This window comes from Streptomyces sp. NPDC002537, assembly GCF_053594975.1.
The window spans coordinates 20,631-37,234 of sequence record NZ_JBSFWT010000073.1; the positions used below are offsets into that span (position 1 = coordinate 20,631).

The window sequence follows — 16,604 nt, forward strand, 5'->3', positions numbered from 1 at the left end:
GCGGTCCGGCGGGTGGGCCTGTCCGGCCGGTTCAGGGGGAGGTGCGGAAGCTCCGGCGGTAGGACGCCGGGGTCGTGCCGATCTGTTTGCGGAAGGCCCGGTGGAGCGTTTCCACCGAGCGCAGGCCGCTGGCCTTCGCGACCTGCTCCAGCGGCTGGTCGGTGCTCTCCAGCAGGCGGCGGGCCGCCTCCACCCGGGCCGCCTCGACGTAGTCGGCCGGTGTGGTGCCGGTCTCCTTGCGGAAGACCCGGGCGAAATGGCGCTCGCTCAGATTCAGCCGCCCGGCCAGCGCGGCCGCGGACAGATCCTGGTCCGGGTGGTCGGCGATATGGACCCTCAGGTCGTCGATGTCCCGCCGCGAGGTGGCGGGGCGGCTGAGCGGGACGCTGAACTGGCTCTGCCCGCCCTGACGTTTGAGATACATCACCAGGTGCCGGGCCACGGCCAGCGCGAGATCCTCGCCGTGGTCCTCGGCGACCAGGGCCAGCGCCAGGTCCATGCAGGCGCTGATCCCGGCTCCGGTCCACACCCGTCCGGAGCGGACGAAGATCGGATCCGGGTCCACCGTCACCCGCGGGTGCTCGGCGGCGAGCTGGGCGGCGGTCGACCAGTGCGTGGTCGCCGTCCGCCCGTCGAGCAGCCCGGCCGCGGCCAGCAGGTGGGCGCCCACGCACACCGACGCCACCCGCCGCGCGTACGGGGCGGTGGCCCTCACCCAGTCCACGACCTCCCGGTCGATCCGGGCCACCGGCCCGTCCGGGCGGAGCTCCACCGCACCGGGGACCAGCAAGGTGTCCACCGCCGCGCCGACCTCGCCGAAGGACAGGTCGGCGATCAGCCGCACACCGGCCGACGTGGTGACCGCGCCGCGCTCCGGGCCCGCCAGGCGGACCCGGTAGTCCGCCCGGCCGCCGCTCTCCCGGTTGGCCAGCGCGAAGACCTCGGCCGGGCCGGTGACGTCGAGGAGATCGACATCCGGGAAGACCGCGATCACGACACGGTGGGCGACGTCACGGTGGGGGACGTCGTGGTGGGTGGAGGACATGCCTCCATCGTTGCCGCCCGATGCCATGACAGCAATGACGGGTCTCTGTCACATCCGGCCACGGTACGCACCCGTGGCAGGCGGGAGACCGGGGAAAATGGCGGTGCGGGGCAAGCATTTTGGTGTGACAAGGCGGGAAATATTTTTCCTGACCCGGCTTGAGGGTTCCGTGCTACTGTTGATTTCGGTTGCAGTTGTGGTTTCCCAAGAACTTACAAGTGCGCTTCTCGGTGCGGTTGCGCCGAAAAGTGCGCTTTCGTGTTTCCGGTGCTTTCCCACCGGGGCGATCATCACCGCGACGAGTGAGGCGCACCGTGCGCCTCACGGGCACTGCCCCGAAGGAGAGTCACATGGCTACCGGCACCGTGAAGTGGTTCAACGCAGAAAAGGGCTTCGGCTTCATCGAGCAGGAGGGCGGCGGTCCCGACGTCTTCGCCCACTACTCGAACATCGCCACCCAGGGCTTCCGTGAGCTCCAGGAGGGCCAGAAGGTGAACTTCGACGTCACGCAGGGCCAGAAGGGCCCGCAGGCGGAGAACATCACCCCCGCCTGACGCTGACGCGTGTAATGTGACTGGGGCCCGCACCTTGGGGTGCGGGCCCCAAGTCGTTGTTTCCGGCCCGCCCGTGCATCGCAAGGAATTTCGGGAGCGGCATCATTTCGCCGTCCCGGCCCCGGTCGATTTTTGGCGGCCGGTTTTCGTTTAGTTTTTCTCGGCTCGTTCTTGAGACCTGTGCGCGGCTCGTGGCTGCCGGGAATTCCTTGATACGTGCCGCATCGAGGAAGGTTCTGAATGAACCGCAACGCTCGTACGAACGACTGGTACCCCCGCACCGGCAAGGATGGCTCCGGCCGTGGCGCCCGCCGGCAGACCGCGGGCCGTTCCGGCGGCAGGGGCCCCGGCGGCCGTCCCGCCGCGCCGCAAGGGGAGTTCGCTCTTCCGGTCACCGTCACCCCGGCCCTGCCCGCCGCCGGGGGATTCGCCGAACTGGACATGCCGGGCGAGCTGCTGAGGACGCTCACCGGTCTCGGCGTCCACGAGCCCTTCCCGATCCAGGCCGCGACCCTGCCGAACTCACTGGCCGGGCGGGACGTCCTGGGCCGCGGCCGCACCGGCTCCGGCAAGACCCTCGCCTTCGGCCTGGCCCTGCTCGCCCGCACCGCGGGGCAGCGAGCCGAATCGCGGCGCCCGCTCGTCCTGGTCCTCGTGCCCACGCGGGAACTGGCCCAGCAGGTCACCGACGCGCTCACGCCCTACGCCCGGTCGCTGAAGCTGCGGCTGGCCACCGTCGTCGGCGGCATGTCGATCGGCCGCCAGGCCGGAGCGCTGCGCGACGGCGCCGAGGTCCTCGTCGCGACCCCGGGCCGGCTCAAGGACCTCATCGAGCGCGGCGACTGCCGTCTGGACCGCGTCGGCATCGCCGTCCTGGACGAGGCCGACCAGATGGCCGACATGGGCTTCATGCCCCAAGTGACCGAACTGCTCGACCAGGTGCGCCCCGAAGGGCAGCGGATGCTCTTCTCCGCCACTCTCGACCGCAACGTCGACCTCCTGGTCCGCCGCTATCTGCACGACCCGGTGGTCCACTCGGTCGACCCCTCGGCGGGCGCCGTCACCACGATGGAACATCACGTCCTGCACGTCCACGGCGCCGACAAGTACGCCACCACCACGGAGATCGCCGCCCGCGACGGCCGGGTGATCATGTTCCTGGACACCAAGCACGCCGTGGACCAGCTCACCAAGCACCTGCTGAACAGCGGTGTGCGCGCCGCGGCGCTGCACGGCGGCAAGTCGCAGCCCCAGCGCACCCGCACCCTCGCCCAGTTCAAGACCGGGCACGTCACCACGCTGGTGGCCACCAACGTCGCGGCCCGCGGCATTCACGTCGACGACCTCGACCTCGTCGTCAATGTCGATCCGCCCACCGACCCCAAGGACTACCTGCACCGCGGTGGCCGCACCGCCCGCGCCGGCGAGTCCGGGGTCGTCGTCACCCTGGTCCTGCCCGCCCAGCGCCGTGACATGGTCCGTCTGCTGGCCGACGCGGGCATCACCCCGAAGACCACCCAGGTGCGTTCCGGCGAGGCCGAGCTGAGCCGCATCACGGGTGCCCGGACGCCCTCGGGCGTTCCCGTCACCGTCACCGCGCCGGTGGCGGAGCAAGCGAAGCGCAGTACCCGCTCGGCGCGGGGCACGTACGGCCGCCCCGCCGGGGCCCGTCGTTCAGCCGCGCCCTCCCGGGAACGGGGCGGCACCCCGCCGCGCCGTTCCTCGTCCCGCAAGGCCGCCTGATCCCTTCCGGCTTTCCCCACAACCCTGTTGAGGCACCATGCGTTGCATCATCGCCCGCTTTCCCTTCGACCTGGAAAAAGGAGAGGTGGAACAGTCGATGAAGGGCATCAAGCCCGAGCCCGTCACGGACGCGTCCGTGGTCATCGGCCGCCGCACCTACCCCGTCAAGCAGGTGGGGGAAGTGATCACCGGACAGGACCGGCGTGACTTCTCCACCGGGGAGATGACGAGGGCGCTCACCCGCCTCGGATTCACCTGCGGTACCGCCGCCCCGGCCCCCGCGGCCGCCCCCACCCCGCTCGAAGAGGCTGCGACACTGTTCGGCACACCGCCGGCCGTGTGATCAGGAACGGCGCCTGCGCCGCCTCCGGGCCTTGCTCCAGAACCAGCCCGCCGGAGGCTTGTCGGCGCGCCACGGCTGCGGCTCGGGCGCTTCGCGCCGCCACCGCGCGGCCAGCATGCGGGACCGCGCGGACGGCTCGGAGACCTCGGCGTCGCGTATGAAGGACTCGTCGAGGACCACGTCGTCCCACGGCTCCGGCTGATTCCTGGACTCGGTGCTCACGGGGATACCCGCCTTTCGCCGGTGCCTTTCCGCACAGACACCCTCTCTCTCAGCGGACGACCGGGAGAGGAGAAGAGTTCCCGCGGGTTTCCCCAGGTGTCGGGGAAGAACGCGTTCACCCGCGTACGGGCACCGTGGTCGCCACCGCCGTGATGTGCAGGTCGCCGTTGTCGACAAGGTCGCCCAGCTCGATGGTGCGGTAGGCCGTGGCGGCGGGCGGGGTCACCCGGAGGTAGGCCGCCTGACGGGCCTCGGTGCCGGAGTGGGTCCAGGCGACGACGGCCTGGGCCGTACCGCCGGGCCGGATGCGCACGACCTTGTTGCCCGGGTCGTCGGCGTACCAGGTGTTGCCCCGGATCGCGTGCGAGGAGAGCTCCTGGTGCTGTGCGTTCTCCAGACCCAGGCCCGGGTATCCGCGCAGGGCGCACTCCCGGCCGCTGGTGTTCCTGAACTCCAGGGTGCCGCCCGCGTGGCTCATCCCGCCGCCGAGCCGGTCGGCGAACGAGACGCCGAGGTCCCCGGCCGCGCACGTCGCGAGCCCGGCCGCCGCCGTCGACGAGGCTGTCGACGGCGCCCCCTGGGCGACGGCTCCGGTGGCGAGCCCGACGCTCAGTGCGATGGCGGTGGCGGTGGCTCCGGAAAGGGCGAGTTTCGCGTTCACGCGGCGTATCACTGTGTGCTCCTCCGAACGGTGCGATGCGACCTGGTCAAGATCATGGACACGCCTACCCGTTGGGCGTGCGTTCGAACCTGTGAGGGCCGGCAACCGGTGTGCGTGCGTGAGGTCGGCCGGATCAGTTCTCCTCGCTGAGGGACCTGTCGTAGAGGGACTTGATGCTGTCGTTGAAGTAGGGGCTGTAGGAGATGTCGTCGGTGTCCCCGCCGGCCTGATAGCCGCCGATGACGCCGATGACCTCGCCGGTCCGGGTGGCGCGGTCGAAGTCGGCCAGCCAGGGGCTGCCGCTGGTTCCGCCGCTGTAGCCGGTGCAGGCCACCTTCATCTGGTCCGTCTTCATCTGGTCGGTCCGGAACTTCGTGGTCTTGTTGACGCACGAGATGGGGTCCTGGCCGCTCGACGGATAGCCGGTGATCCGCACGGGCTTGCCGTAACCGCTGTTGTAGCCGAAGCGGTTCGCCCCCAGTACTTCGGCGATGTGTCTGCCGCCCACCTTGCCGACGATGACGAAGCCCACGTCGTAGTCGGGGTCGGAGGACTGCGACCAGTGGTCGTCCACCAGCATCTTGACGACCGGCCAGACGCCGTCGGGTGACCGCCCGTCGCGATATCCGGGCACGAAGGCCAGGTCGGTCCGGTAGCCGCCGCCCTTCCCGGCATGGATGCAGTGTGCCGCGGTGATGACGACGGACTTGCCGGGGCTGTCCACGACGCTTCCGGTGCAGAAGTGGTCGCCGGTCCCGTCATGGCCGAACACCGCGCCCACCCGCGCGTTCGACTCGGTCGGCGGTGGGGTGCGGGAGACCCCCGGCTGACGGCGGTACGGATGGGCGCCCTGCATCCGGTCGGCTGTCCACCCGCGCGGTTGCGACGCGGCCGGGGAGGGCGAGGTCCTCCCTTCTCGTACGCCGCCGCCGGAGCAGCCCGACGCGGTGGCGAGCGCGGCCAGAACGATGACTGCCACAGCCGGACGTCGACGCATGGCGGGATTGTAGGGCACTGCTCGAGCCGGCAGCGTGCGGTCAGGGGCGTGGGGAGGGGCGGGAAGAGAGAAGGGGTCCCACCGCTCCGGAGAGCGGTGGGACCCGGCCGGAAGTGCAACGGGGGATGGACTGCCGGCCCTTCGTGGTGGCTTGTGGGCCGTGGCCGTACGGTGGCGGAGCCGTTGTCCGCCGGCCGTCCGGCCACGGCACCGTCCTCAGACGGCGGAGGTGGCCGCCTCCACCGGACGGAACCTGGTGGCCCGCCAGGCCGGCAGGAGCGTCGCCGCGAAGGTGACGACCGCCGCGCCGGCCACCACCGCGAAGTAGATCCAGACCGGCACGGACGGCACGACCCGGTCCAGCTTCGCGACGCTGTAGGGGAACAAGGTGATCGTGGAGGCGACCGATCCCAGGACGATCCCGACCACCGCCGTCAGGAGGCTCTCCACGCCCATCATGGTCATGACCTGCCGTCGGGTGAAGCCGGTCAGCTGCTGGAGACCGAACTCCCGGCGGCGCCGCCCGGTGGCCGAGACCAGGGTGTTGATCACGGAGATCGCGGTGTATCCGACGATCATGCCGACCACCAGGTAGTTGATGGTGGCCAGTTGCTGCTGACCCGAGGTACGGCCGGCGGTCAGCGCGTCGCTGCCGGACACCTCGACCCCCGGCTGGTCCTTGACCGCCGCGGTCAGCGCCGCGGCCACCTCGGCGGGATCGGCGCCCGCGGCACGGCGTACCACGATCTGGCCTGCCGCCCCGTCCGTGGTGTGGGCCGCCAGCAGTTGGGCGGGGAGCAACAGCGATGTCGTCAGGCCTTCCGGCCGGTAGGTGGCGACCACCTTCACCTTGGCCGGGGTGCCGTCACCGAGTCGCAGGGTGATGGTGTCCCCGACCCCGCGCCCCAGCGACGCGGCGTGGTCGGCGGGCAGCGCGACGCTGTTCCCGCGGAGCCCGGCGAGCGAGCCCGCGGCCGTGCGCACCGAGAGGTTCCCGTCGCCGGTGACACCCTGGAGCGTCCAGCCGTCGCCGGTCTGCTTCGGGTCCTTCGGCTCCTGTACGAAACCGGTGCTCGTCACGTACTCCGAGGCCGCCGCGACGCCCGGCGTCTGCCGGACCCGGTCGAGCGTGCCGGGGGCGAGACCGCCGGCCCTGGCGGTCAGGACGTCGTCCGCCCGCAGGATCCCGGTGTGCGCGGTGCGGTTGGAGGCGTCCTCGATCTGCTGCATGTACAGCGTGCCGGTGGCGATGCCGGTCAGCAGGATGATCGGCGTGATGGTGGCGGCCATCCGGAGCGTGTGCGTCCGGGAGTTGAGCACCGCGAGCCGGCCCGACAGCCCCGACACGGCGCGCAGCGGGACCCTGAGCAGGGCCACGATCGCCTTGGCGAAGCCGGGGGCGAGCAGGGCCAGGCCGATCGCCCACATGATGCAGGCCGGAGCCGCGGTGCCGGCCGTCGTGTCGCTGACCTTCATCGTCATGGTCGTCACGGCCATCGCGACACCGCCGACGAGGAAGACGGCGGACAGGACGACGCGGGTACGGGTCAGCCAGCGCCCCTCCATCGCGCTCTCCGCCAGCGCCTCGGTGGCCCGGGTCCTGGCGATCTTCCGGGCGGTGATGTACGCGGCGCCCACACCGGCCAGCAGCGAGGCGCCCACCGCCACGACGGCCGGCATGACGCCGAGCCGGAACTCGACGGCCCCGGAGACTATTCCGGCGGAGACCAGCTTGTCGAAGAGGAGCCGGCTGAGCAGCGCCCCGGGCAGGCAGCCGAGCACGGACGCCACGATCGAGACGGCCAGCGTCTCGCCCAGGATCATGCGGCGCAGCTGCCGGGGGGTGGTGCCGATCGCCTTCATCAGGGCCATCTCGCGGTGGCGCTGCTGAATGGTCAGGCCCAGCGTCGACGAGGCCCCGAACATGGCCACCAGGACCGCCCAGCCGCCGAAGATCGAGGACAGCATGAGGAGGTTCCGTTGGCTGGCCGCGGCCTTCGGGAACTCGGCCAGTCCGCGGTGGTCGCCCGTCAGCGCGACGACCGTCCCGGCGCCCAGGCCGTGCTCGATCCTGCGGCCGAGTTCGGCGGCGTCGGTGCCGGCCTTGGGCAGTACGCCGATCGCGTCCACCGTGCCGGGCCGGCCGCTCAGCGTGCGGGCCCGCTCGTCGGTGAAGAACACCGCGGGCTGGAAGGCCGTCCGGCCGCCGGCCTGCTTGACGACGCCGGCCAGCCGGAACTCCTGCGGACGGCCGCGGACCGCGACGCCGACCCGGTCGCCGACGGAGACACCGGCCTTCTCGGCCAGTTCGCTGTCCAGCACCACGTCTCCCGCGGCGGCCGGCCCGGCGCCCGAGGCGAGGGCGTAGGGGGCCAGCTGCGCCGAGTCCCAGCCGTGGCCGAGCGGACGGTGGTCGTTGAGCGTGACGCTGTCCGACAGATCGGTCACCGGACGGCCGTCACGCAGGACGGAGACCGGGAAGGACACGTCGGCGACGGCCTTCTCGACACCGGGCACGGCGGCGACGTCGCGTACTTTCCCGGCGTCGAGCCGGACCCGCTCGGCCAGTTGCGAGGACTCGTACTTCTGGTCGCCGGTCACCACCAGGGGGGCCGCGGCGAGCCGCTGGGACGGGACCGCGTCGCGGACACCGCTCTCCATCAGCCCGCCGCAGGCCATGATGAGGGCCGCGCCGAAGAACATGGCGACGAAGGTGGCCACGAATCCGCCCTTGCGGAAACGCAGGGTGCGCAGAGCGAGGGACAACATCAGTACATGCCCCCGGTCGCGGTCGGCGCCTGTCGGCCGTGGGCGGTGGGCTCTTCGTCCGCCCAGGCGCCCAGGTGGGTCATGCGCTCGGCGACCACCTCGGCGGTCGGGTTGTAGAGGTCGCTCACGAACCGGCCGTCGGCGAGGAAGACCACCCGGTCCGCGTACGAGGCCGCCACCGGGTCGTGGGTGACCATCACGATGGTCTGTCCCAGCGACCGCACGGATTCCTGCATCAGCCGGAGCACTTCACGGGCGGTGCGGGTGTCCAGTGCACCGGTGGGCTCGTCGGCGAACACCACCGCGGGCCCGGTCACCAGGGCGCGGGCGATCGCCACCCGCTGCTGCTGGCCGCCGGACAGTTCGGCCGGACGGTGTCCCGTCCGCTCGCCGAGCCCGACCCGGTTGATCACCTCGGCGACCTGCGCGCGGTTCGGCCGGCGCCCGGCGAGTTTCAGCGGGAGCGTGATGTTCTGCATCACCGTCAGCGCGGGCAGCAGGTTGAACGACTGGAAGATGAAGCCGATGCGCTCGCGTCGCATCTTGGTCAGCGTGGTCTCGTCGTAACCGCTGAGATCCTCACCGTCCAGCAGGACCGTTCCGGAGGTCGGCCGGTCGAGCCCCGCGGCGCACTGCAGGAGGGTGCTCTTGCCCGAACCCGACGGCCCCATCACGGCGGTGAAGCTGCCGCGTTGGAAGGACAGACTCACGCCGTCGAGCGCAGTCACGGAGTTGGCGCCCTCGCCGTAGACTTTGCGAACCGCGTTCAACCGGACTGTGTCGGCGACTGCGATGGTGTCCATTCAAAGCTCCCTGTACCTGTCGCGTGGGGGACGCGATCACGTCATCAACGCTACGGACAGGGCGCTCTCCGGCCCATGGAGCTATGTCCACAAGGGGGTAGGGAAAACTCCACCCCGCCCGGAGGCCCTTCCCCACTGCTTCCGCCCGGGTTCACCGGTGATTCTTGAAAGGCCGTGACGCTGGGTACCGTGTGACGGACCGCCGGGTTCGTCCGCGCCGCGCGTACTGCATGATGAGGCCCGCGGGGCCGGTGTGTTCCCGGAGCCACAGGAGGTTGGACCAGTTGTGCAAGACGTGGACCGCAAGGTCAGCGGGAAGGTTCCGCGGAACGGGGACGACCGGCCCGGCCCGGCGGCGGGCAGCGGTGGGCCGGTGGTGAGCGAACACGGCCGCGGCGAACACGGCCGTGGTGACGGTGGCAAGGCGAACCGGCTGCGCTGGTGCGCACGCGGCCTGGTGGTCGCGGTGCTCTCCCAGGTCGGCAGCGTCGCCCTGTTCATCGTCACGGCCCTCACCCTGGCCTCACTGATCGTCGGAGTGGGCGTCCTCGTCCTGCCGGTCGTCATGGTCGCGGTACGCGGACTGGCCAACTTCCACCGGCGGGCGGCCGGCGAGTGGACCGGCACCCCCATCGACACCCCCTACCGCCACACCCCCGAGGCCGCTCCCCACGACGCCTCCGGGTCCTTCGGACAGTGCAAGCGGCTGCTGTCCGACCCGGCCACCTGGCGGGACATCCTGTGGATGCTCCTCGACGGGCCGGTCGGCCTGGTCATGGGACTGCTGCCCGTCTCGCTCGTCGCCTACGGCCTCAACGGCATGTTCGTCACCCCGTTCCTCTGGGAACACATGGGCCCGCACTGGGGTTTCGGGGCGGTCTGGCCCATCCGCGACCAGACCGATGCCTACCTCGCCGTGCCCCAGGGAGTGGTGCTGCTGGCCCTCGGCCTGCTGTGCGCACGGCCGCTGCTGCGGCTGTACACCCGCTTCAACCGCCTGCTGCTGGCGCCCACCCGCAGCGCCAGGCTCGCCCTCCGGGTGGAGCGGCTGACCGAGACCCGCTCGGAGACGGTGCAGTCCCAGGCGGCCGAACTCCGCCGCATCGAAAGGGACCTGCACGACGGGGCGCAGGCCCGCCTGGTATCCCTGGGCATGAAGATCGGGCTCGCTGACACCATGCTGGAGGAGGACCCCGAAATGGTGCGCAGGCTCCTGGCCGACGCCATGGAGTCCAGCAGCCAGGCACTGGCCGAACTGCGGGACCTGGTCCGCGGCATCCACCCGCCGGTACTCGCCGAACGCGGACTGGACGGTGCGGTGCGGGCGTTGGCGGTGGGCCTGGCGCTGCCCGTCGAGCTGAGCATCGAACTGCCCTCCCGTCCCCAGCCGCCGGTCGAGTCGGCCGCGTACTTCGTGATCGCCGAGACGCTCGCCAACGTCACCAAGCACAGCGGCGCGAGCCGCGTCAGCGTGCGCCTCTGGTACGCGAACGGGAAACTCCGGGCGCAGGTCGCCGACAACGGCCACGGCGGCGCGGACCCGGAGGGCGGCAGCGGCCTGCGAGGCCTGCAGCGCCGGCTCGCGGCCTTCGACGGAGTGCTGGATGTCAGCAGCCCGCAGGGCGGACCGACCCTGGTGACGATGGAGCTGCCGTGCGAGTTGTGATCGCCGAGGATCTGGCCCTGCTCAGGGAGGGCCTGGTGCAACTCCTCACCGCACACAAGTTTGAAGTGATCGAAGCGGTGGACAACGGCCCGGCGATGCTGCGCGCCCTGCTCACCCACCGCCCGGACGTGGCCATCGTCGACGTACGCCTGCCACCGACCTTCACCGACGAAGGACTTCGGGCTGCGGTCGAGGCCCGCACACAGGTACCGGGACTTCCCATCCTGGTGCTGTCCCAGCACGTCGAGCAGATGTACGCGCGCGAGCTGCTGTCCGACCAGAACGGCGGCGTCGGCTACCTGCTCAAGGACCGTGTCTTCGACGTGCGCCGCTTCGTCGACATGGTCCGGCAGGTGGCGGACGGCGGAACGGTCATGGACCCCAAGGTGGTGTCGGAGCTGATGGTCAAACACGAGACCCCGTCCAGCCCACTGCAGGCCCTCACCGAGCGGGAACGCGAGGTGCTCGCGCTGATGGCCGAAGGACGGTCCAACGCGGCGGTCGCGGCCAAACTGTTCGTGTCCGAGAAAGCGGTCAGCAAACACACCAACAGCATCTTCAACAAACTGGGGCTCGCGGCCTCCGGCGACGACAACCGGCGCGTCCTGGCCGTACTCGCCTACCTCAACTCGTAGGCGCAGCACAGCGGAAGGGCCCCGGGACGGCGAGGGCCGGCCACCGACGGTACGTGGTGGCCGGCCCTCGCCGTCCCGTTCCGTTCCGGGCTCTCGCGTCAGTCGGCGTCCAGTTCGCCGTCGAGGATGTCGAACAGCTCGTCGGCGGACACCGACTCCAGCTCCGCCCGGTCCTCCTCCAACGTCTGCTCGCCGTCCGGCCGGTACACCTCGCCCCACCGCGCCGCCAGCGACCGCAGCCGTGCCGCGACCCGGGCGTGCTCGGCCGCGTCCGGCGCGGCACCGCTCATGGCCGCCTCCAGGACGGCGAGTTCCGCCTCCAGCGACGGGCCCGCCGGGACGGTGTCGCCGACCAGCTCGGCATGCAGATGACGGGCCGCGGCCAGCGGGGTCGGGTGGTCGTAGATCAGCGTGGCCGGCAGCCGGAGCCCACTGGCACTCCCCAGCCGGTTGCGCAACTCCAGAGCCGTCAGCGAATCGAAGCCCAGCTCGACGAAGCCGCGCAACGGGTCGACCGCCTGCCCCCGCGCGTGCCCCAGCACCTCGGCCGTATGGCTCCGCACCAACTGCAGCAGCGTACGCTCCTGCTCCTCCGCCGACATGCCCGCCAACTGCCCGGCCAGCACATCGCCTTGGGCCTCCGCCGCGGCCGGACCCGCGCCGGCACCCACGACCCGGCGGGACGGGGTCCGCACCAGCGAGCGCAGTATCGCGGGCACGCCGTCGGCACTGCTCCCGGCCCGTACGCGGGCGGTGTCCAGCGCCATCGGCAGCAGGACCGCGGGCCGGGCGACCCCGGCGGTGCCGGTGCCGGTGCCGGTGCCGGGCTCGCGCCGGGCGAGGGCGGCGTCGAACAGGGCCAGGCCCTCGTCGGAGGAGAGCGCCCGCATACCGGAGCGCGACATGCGCCGCAGATCGGCTTCGGAGAGCTGGTCGCCCATTCCGGTCTCCGCGTTCCACAGCCCCCAGGCGAGCGACAGCCCGGCGAGCCCCTGGGCCCGGCGATGCTGGGCGAGCGCGTCCAGGAAGGCGTTGGCCGCCGCGTAGTTGGCCTGACCCGCCGTGCCGAGCGTGCCCGCCGCGGACGAGAACAGCACGAATGCCGACAGCCCGGCGTCCGCCGTCAGCCGGTGCAGATTGAGCGCCGCGTCCACCTTGGGGCGCACCACGGTCGCGAACCGCTCGGGCGTCAGCGACGCGAGCGTCGCGTCGTCCAGCACACCGGCGGCGTGGACGACACCGGCCAGCGGATGCGCGGCCGGAATCCGTGCGAGGGCCGCGGCCAGCTCGTCCCGGTCCGCCGCGTCGCACGCCACGATGTCGACGCTCGCACCCGCTTCGGCCAGTTGCGCGGTGAGCTTGTCGGCGCCCTCGGCCGCCGGACCGCGGCGGCTGAGCAGCAGCAGACGACGTACTCCGTGGGACGACACGAGATGCCGGGCGAGCATGCTGCCCAGTCCGCCCGTGCCACCGGTCACCAGCACCGTGCCGTCGCCGTCGAACAAGCTGCTTGGCCGGTCGGCTGCCGCGTCGGGCGAGGCAACCCGTGCGAGCCGGGGGACGAGCACGGCCCCACCGCGCAGGGCGACCTCCGGCTCGCCGCTCGCCACCGCCGCCGACAGCGCACCCCGCGACTCCGGCGTACCGTCCACGTCCACCAGCGCCAGTCGGCCCGGGTGCTCCTCGCGCACCGCGCGCACCAAGCCCCATACGGTGGAGCCCGCAAGGTCGGACACGTCCTCGGGCACCTCGCCGGGTCGGGCGGCCGCGACGGCACGCCGGGTGACGAGCGTGATCCGGGACGCGGCGAACCGCTCGTCCATCAGCCAGCGTTGCAGCAGCGCCAGCACCCGGCCGGTGGTGGCCCGCACCGCCGTGGACAGCTCCGGTGACTCCTCGTCGGACGCGGCCGGACCCTCGTCACAGTGGACGACCACCTCGGCCGGAACCACGTCCGGCAACAGCGCCTCGGCACGCGCCACCCACTCGGCCGCCCCGGTGGCGTCACCGGCCGGACGGATGATGAGAGGCTGCGCACCGCTGCCGGACTCCGTCCGCCCGGCGGGCGTCCATTCCACGCTGAACAGCGACTGGTGGCCACCGGCGGGCATGCCGCTGACGCGCAACTGCTCGGCGCTCAGCGCACGCAGAACGAGGGACCGCACAGAAGCCACCGGCTCGCCCTGCGTATCGGCTGCGACAACGGACAGTGTGTTCGCGGCCGTACGGGTGATCCGCACGCGCAGACGCGTCGCGCCGGATGCGTGCAGTGTCACTCCCTGCCAGGCAAAGGGCAGCAGCGTGCCCGATCGCTCGGCATCGGTATCGGTATCGACATCGGCATTGGCGCCGCCCAGATCGGCGGCGTGCAGAGCGGCGTCGAGGAGGGCGGGGTGAAGCCCGAACCCGCCGACGTCACCGTGAGCCTCCTCGGGAAGCGCGACTTCGGCACAGACGCTGTCGCCGTGCTGCCAGGCGGCCTCAAGGCCCTGGAAGACAGGGCCGTAGTGATAGCCCTGCGCCGCGAGCTCCTCGTAGGCGTCGCGCACCGGCAGCGGCCGGGCTCCGGCGGGCGGCCAGACGGCGAGGCCGGGGTCGGGTTCCCCTGTGGGGAGCTGACCGGCAAGGACACCTTGGGCGTGCTGGGTCCACGGCGTGTCGGTGAGGACGTCGCCGGAATGAGGGCGCGAGTGGACGGTGATAGTCCGGCGATCGGACGTGTCGGGCGAGCCAACCGTGACCTGGAGGTACAGGGCCTGCTCCGGGAGCAGCACGAGCGGTGCCTGAAGAGTGAGCTCTTCGAGGTGGGGGGTGCCGGTGTGGTCACCGGCATGAAGGGCGAGTTCGACGAGCGCGGTGCCCGGGACGAGCACGGTGTCACCAATGGCGTGATCGGCGATCCAGGGGTGCGTCCGCAGGGAGACACGTCCGGTGAGGATGGTCTCGTCCGAGCCGGCACGGTGGAGTACGGCGCCGAGGAGGGGGTGGTGTGCGGGTGCCTGGCCCAGGGCGGTGGCGTCGCCGCTGCCGGGTCCTTCTTCGATCCAGTAGCGGCGGCGTTGGAAGGGGTAGGTGGGGAGGTTGATGTGTTGGGTGGGGTTGTTGGTGTGGAGGGTGGTCCAGTCGAGGGTGTGTCCGTGGGTCCAGAGGCGGGCGAGTGCGGTGAGGGTTTCGGTTTGTTCGGGGTGGTTGCGGCGGAGGAGTGGGATGCAGAGGGTGGTGTCGTCGTCCAGCACGGTGGAGGTCATCGCGGTCAGGACCGCGTCCGGGCCGATCTCCAGGAACGTGGTGACACCGTCACCGGCCAGGGTCTGCACGGCGTCGGCGAAACGGACCGCCTGACGGACATGCTCCACCCAGTAAGCGGGCGAGGTGAGTTCACCCACACCGGCGGTACGGCCGGTGACGGTCGAGACCACCGGGATACCCGGCTCGGCGAACACCAGACCCGAGACCACCGTACGGAAATCGTCGAGCATCGGGTCCATGAGAGGCGAGTGGAAAGCGTGGGAGACCTTCAGCAGGGAGGTCTTGCGACCCCGGCCCCGCAGCTCCTCCACGATCGCATCCACGGTGTTCCGGGCGCCGGAGACCACAACCGCGCGCGGACCATTGACAGCGGCGATGGCCGCGTCGGTGGCGCCGTCGAGGAGAGCGAGGACCTCGTCCTCGGTCGCCTGGACCGCTGCCATCACCCCACCCTCGGGGAGAGCCTGCATCAGACGACCGCGCGCCGCGACCAACGCACACGCATCCTCAAGCGAGAACACACCCGCCGCACACGCCGCCGCGATCTCACCCACCGAGTGACCGGCCACCACATCCGGACGTACGCCCCAGGATGTGGCCAGGCGGAACAGTGCGGTTTCGACTGCGAACAGGGCGGGCTGTGCGTACTCCGTACGCTCCAGCAGCCCCGCCTCGACCGAACCCTCCTGCGCGAACAGCACTTCCAGCAGCCCGTCGAAGTGCCCGCACACCTCGTCCAGGGCCTGGGCGAACACCGGGAAGGCCTCGTACAGTTCACGGCCCATACCGACCCGCTGCGCGCCCTGCCCGGTGAAGAGGAAGGCGGTTTTGCCGCTGGTGCGGGCCACGCCCTGCACCAGCCCGGCAGCGGAGGCCTCGCCCGCCAGCGCGGCCAGTCCGGCCGCCAGCTCAGTACGGCCGGAGGCGACGATCACTGCACGGTGCTCCAACTGCGCACGGGTGGTGGCCAGTGCGAGCCCTACGTCCGCCGGGTCCGGAGCATCGTCGTCCCGTACCAGGTCCAGCAGTTGCCGTGCCTGCGCCCGCAAACCCTCCGCGCTCGCCCCGGAGACCGGCCACAGCACAGGGCCTGTGGCCTCCGGCCGCTCCGGAAGGTCCGTGGCGGCATGTTCCTCGGCCGGGGCCTCTTCGAGGATCACATGCGCGTTGGTGCCGCTGATGCCGAAGGACGACACCCCCGCACGACGGGGTTCCTCACCTGCCCAGGCAATCGCTTCGGTGAGGAGCTCCACCTCACCGGCCGACCAGTCGACGTGTGGTGTCGGCGCATCCACGTGCAGGGTCCGGGGCAGCATGCCGTTGCGCATCGCCATGACCATCTTGATGACCCCGGCCACACCAGCCGCAGCCTGCGTATGACCCAGGTTCGACTTCACCGAACCCAGCCACAACGGCTTCCCCTCCGGACGGTCTTTCCCGTACGTCGCCAGCAACGCCTGCGCCTCGATCGGATCACCCAGCACCGTACCCGTGCCGTGCGCCTCCACCACATCAACCTGATCCGACGACAGACGCGCGTTCGCCAACGCCGCCCGGATCACCCGCTGTTGCGACGGGCCATTCGGCGCGGTGAGGCCGTTGCTCGCACCGTCCTGGTTCACCGCACTGCCACGCACCACCGCCAGCACCCGATGGCCATTGCGCCGCGCGTCCGACAACCGCTCCACCACCAGCACACCGACACCCTCGGACAGGCTGGTGCCGTCCGCTGATCCGGCGAACGCCTTCGTCCTGCCGTCCGGGGCCAGGTTGCGCTGTCTGCTGAAGTCGATAAATGTCTCGGGGGTGGACATCACGGACACCCCGCCGGCGAGGGCGAGTGTGCATTCGTTGTTGTGTAGTGCCTGGATGGCGAGGTGGAGTGCGACGAGTGAGGAGGAGCAGGCGGTGTCGATG

Annotated in this window: 12 protein-coding genes; 5 read left to right on the forward strand and 7 right to left on the reverse strand. The window is 71.2% G+C overall.

The genetic code is table 11. The annotated features are described in order from the left end of the window. Window positions 1-31: 31 nt before the first annotated feature. Window positions 32-1,045, reverse strand: a complete 1,014-nt coding sequence (locus ACWD4A_RS27035) for a GlxA family transcriptional regulator (RefSeq protein ID WP_451197876.1) — start codon at window positions 1,043-1,045, stop codon at window positions 32-34. Between the two features lie 350 nt (window positions 1,046-1,395). On the opposite strand from ACWD4A_RS27035, the gene ACWD4A_RS27040 reads away from it, so the two are divergent. From ACWD4A_RS27040 to ACWD4A_RS27050, 3 genes are all read left to right on the forward strand, one after another. Continuing rightward, window positions 1,396-1,599 (forward strand): cold-shock protein, encoded by a 204-nt coding sequence (locus ACWD4A_RS27040; protein WP_035796868.1) that lies wholly within the window; start codon window positions 1,396-1,398, stop codon window positions 1,597-1,599. Window positions 1,600-1,839: 240 nt separating this feature from the next. Then, window positions 1,840-3,342 (forward strand): DEAD/DEAH box helicase, encoded by a 1,503-nt coding sequence (locus ACWD4A_RS27045; protein WP_451197878.1) that lies wholly within the window; start codon window positions 1,840-1,842, stop codon window positions 3,340-3,342. A 37-nt stretch (window positions 3,343-3,379) separates the two neighbouring features. Next, the gene (locus ACWD4A_RS27050) at window positions 3,380-3,685 is read left to right on the forward strand and encodes an SCO5918 family protein (RefSeq protein WP_451197879.1); all 306 of its coding nucleotides are present in this window, start codon (window positions 3,380-3,382) and stop codon (window positions 3,683-3,685) included. Here the strand turns inward: ACWD4A_RS27050 and ACWD4A_RS27055 are convergent, their stop codons facing one another. The 5 genes from ACWD4A_RS27055 to ACWD4A_RS27075 all read right to left on the reverse strand — a co-directional run bounded on the left by ACWD4A_RS27055 (window position 3,686) and on the right by ACWD4A_RS27075 (window position 9,137). Further along, window positions 3,686-3,907 carry an SGM_3592 family protein gene (locus ACWD4A_RS27055; protein WP_451197880.1) on the reverse strand — a complete coding sequence of 74 codons (222 nt, stop codon included), beginning with the start codon at window positions 3,905-3,907 and terminating at the stop codon, window positions 3,686-3,688. Between the two features lie 115 nt (window positions 3,908-4,022). Beyond that, on the reverse strand, window positions 4,023-4,568 hold the full coding sequence (locus ACWD4A_RS27060; protein WP_451197882.1) for a DUF4232 domain-containing protein: 546 nt from the start codon (window positions 4,566-4,568) through the stop codon (window positions 4,023-4,025). A gap of 133 nt (window positions 4,569-4,701) precedes the next feature. Next, a complete protein-coding gene (locus ACWD4A_RS27065; protein ID WP_451197883.1) occupies window positions 4,702-5,565 on the reverse strand; it encodes a trypsin-like serine peptidase in 864 nt (287 codons plus the stop codon). Between the two features lie 216 nt (window positions 5,566-5,781). After that, a complete protein-coding gene (locus ACWD4A_RS27070; RefSeq protein WP_451197885.1) occupies window positions 5,782-8,334 on the reverse strand; it encodes an ABC transporter permease in 2,553 nt (850 codons plus the stop codon). Next, window positions 8,334-9,137: an ABC transporter ATP-binding protein gene (locus tag ACWD4A_RS27075; RefSeq protein WP_451197886.1), complete on the reverse strand. Its 804-nt coding sequence runs from the start codon at window positions 9,135-9,137 to the stop codon at window positions 8,334-8,336. Before ACWD4A_RS27075 ends, ACWD4A_RS27070 begins: the two co-directional genes overlap by 1 nt. 286 nt (window positions 9,138-9,423) lie before the next feature. Here ACWD4A_RS27075 and ACWD4A_RS27080 point away from each other — a divergent pair, with 286 nt between their 5' ends. Then, window positions 9,424-10,803, forward strand: coding sequence for a sensor histidine kinase (locus tag ACWD4A_RS27080; RefSeq protein ID WP_451197887.1), 1,380 nt, complete (start codon window positions 9,424-9,426; stop codon window positions 10,801-10,803). Further along, window positions 10,791-11,438 (forward strand): response regulator transcription factor, encoded by a 648-nt coding sequence (locus ACWD4A_RS27085; RefSeq protein WP_451197889.1) that lies wholly within the window; start codon window positions 10,791-10,793, stop codon window positions 11,436-11,438. Before ACWD4A_RS27080 ends, ACWD4A_RS27085 begins: the two co-directional genes overlap by 13 nt. Window positions 11,439-11,536: 98 nt before the next feature. Here the strand turns inward: ACWD4A_RS27085 and ACWD4A_RS27090 are convergent. Continuing rightward, a partial coding sequence (locus ACWD4A_RS27090) for an SDR family NAD(P)-dependent oxidoreductase (RefSeq protein ID WP_451197890.1) occupies window positions 11,537-16,604 on the reverse strand: 5,068 nt, incomplete at its 5' end.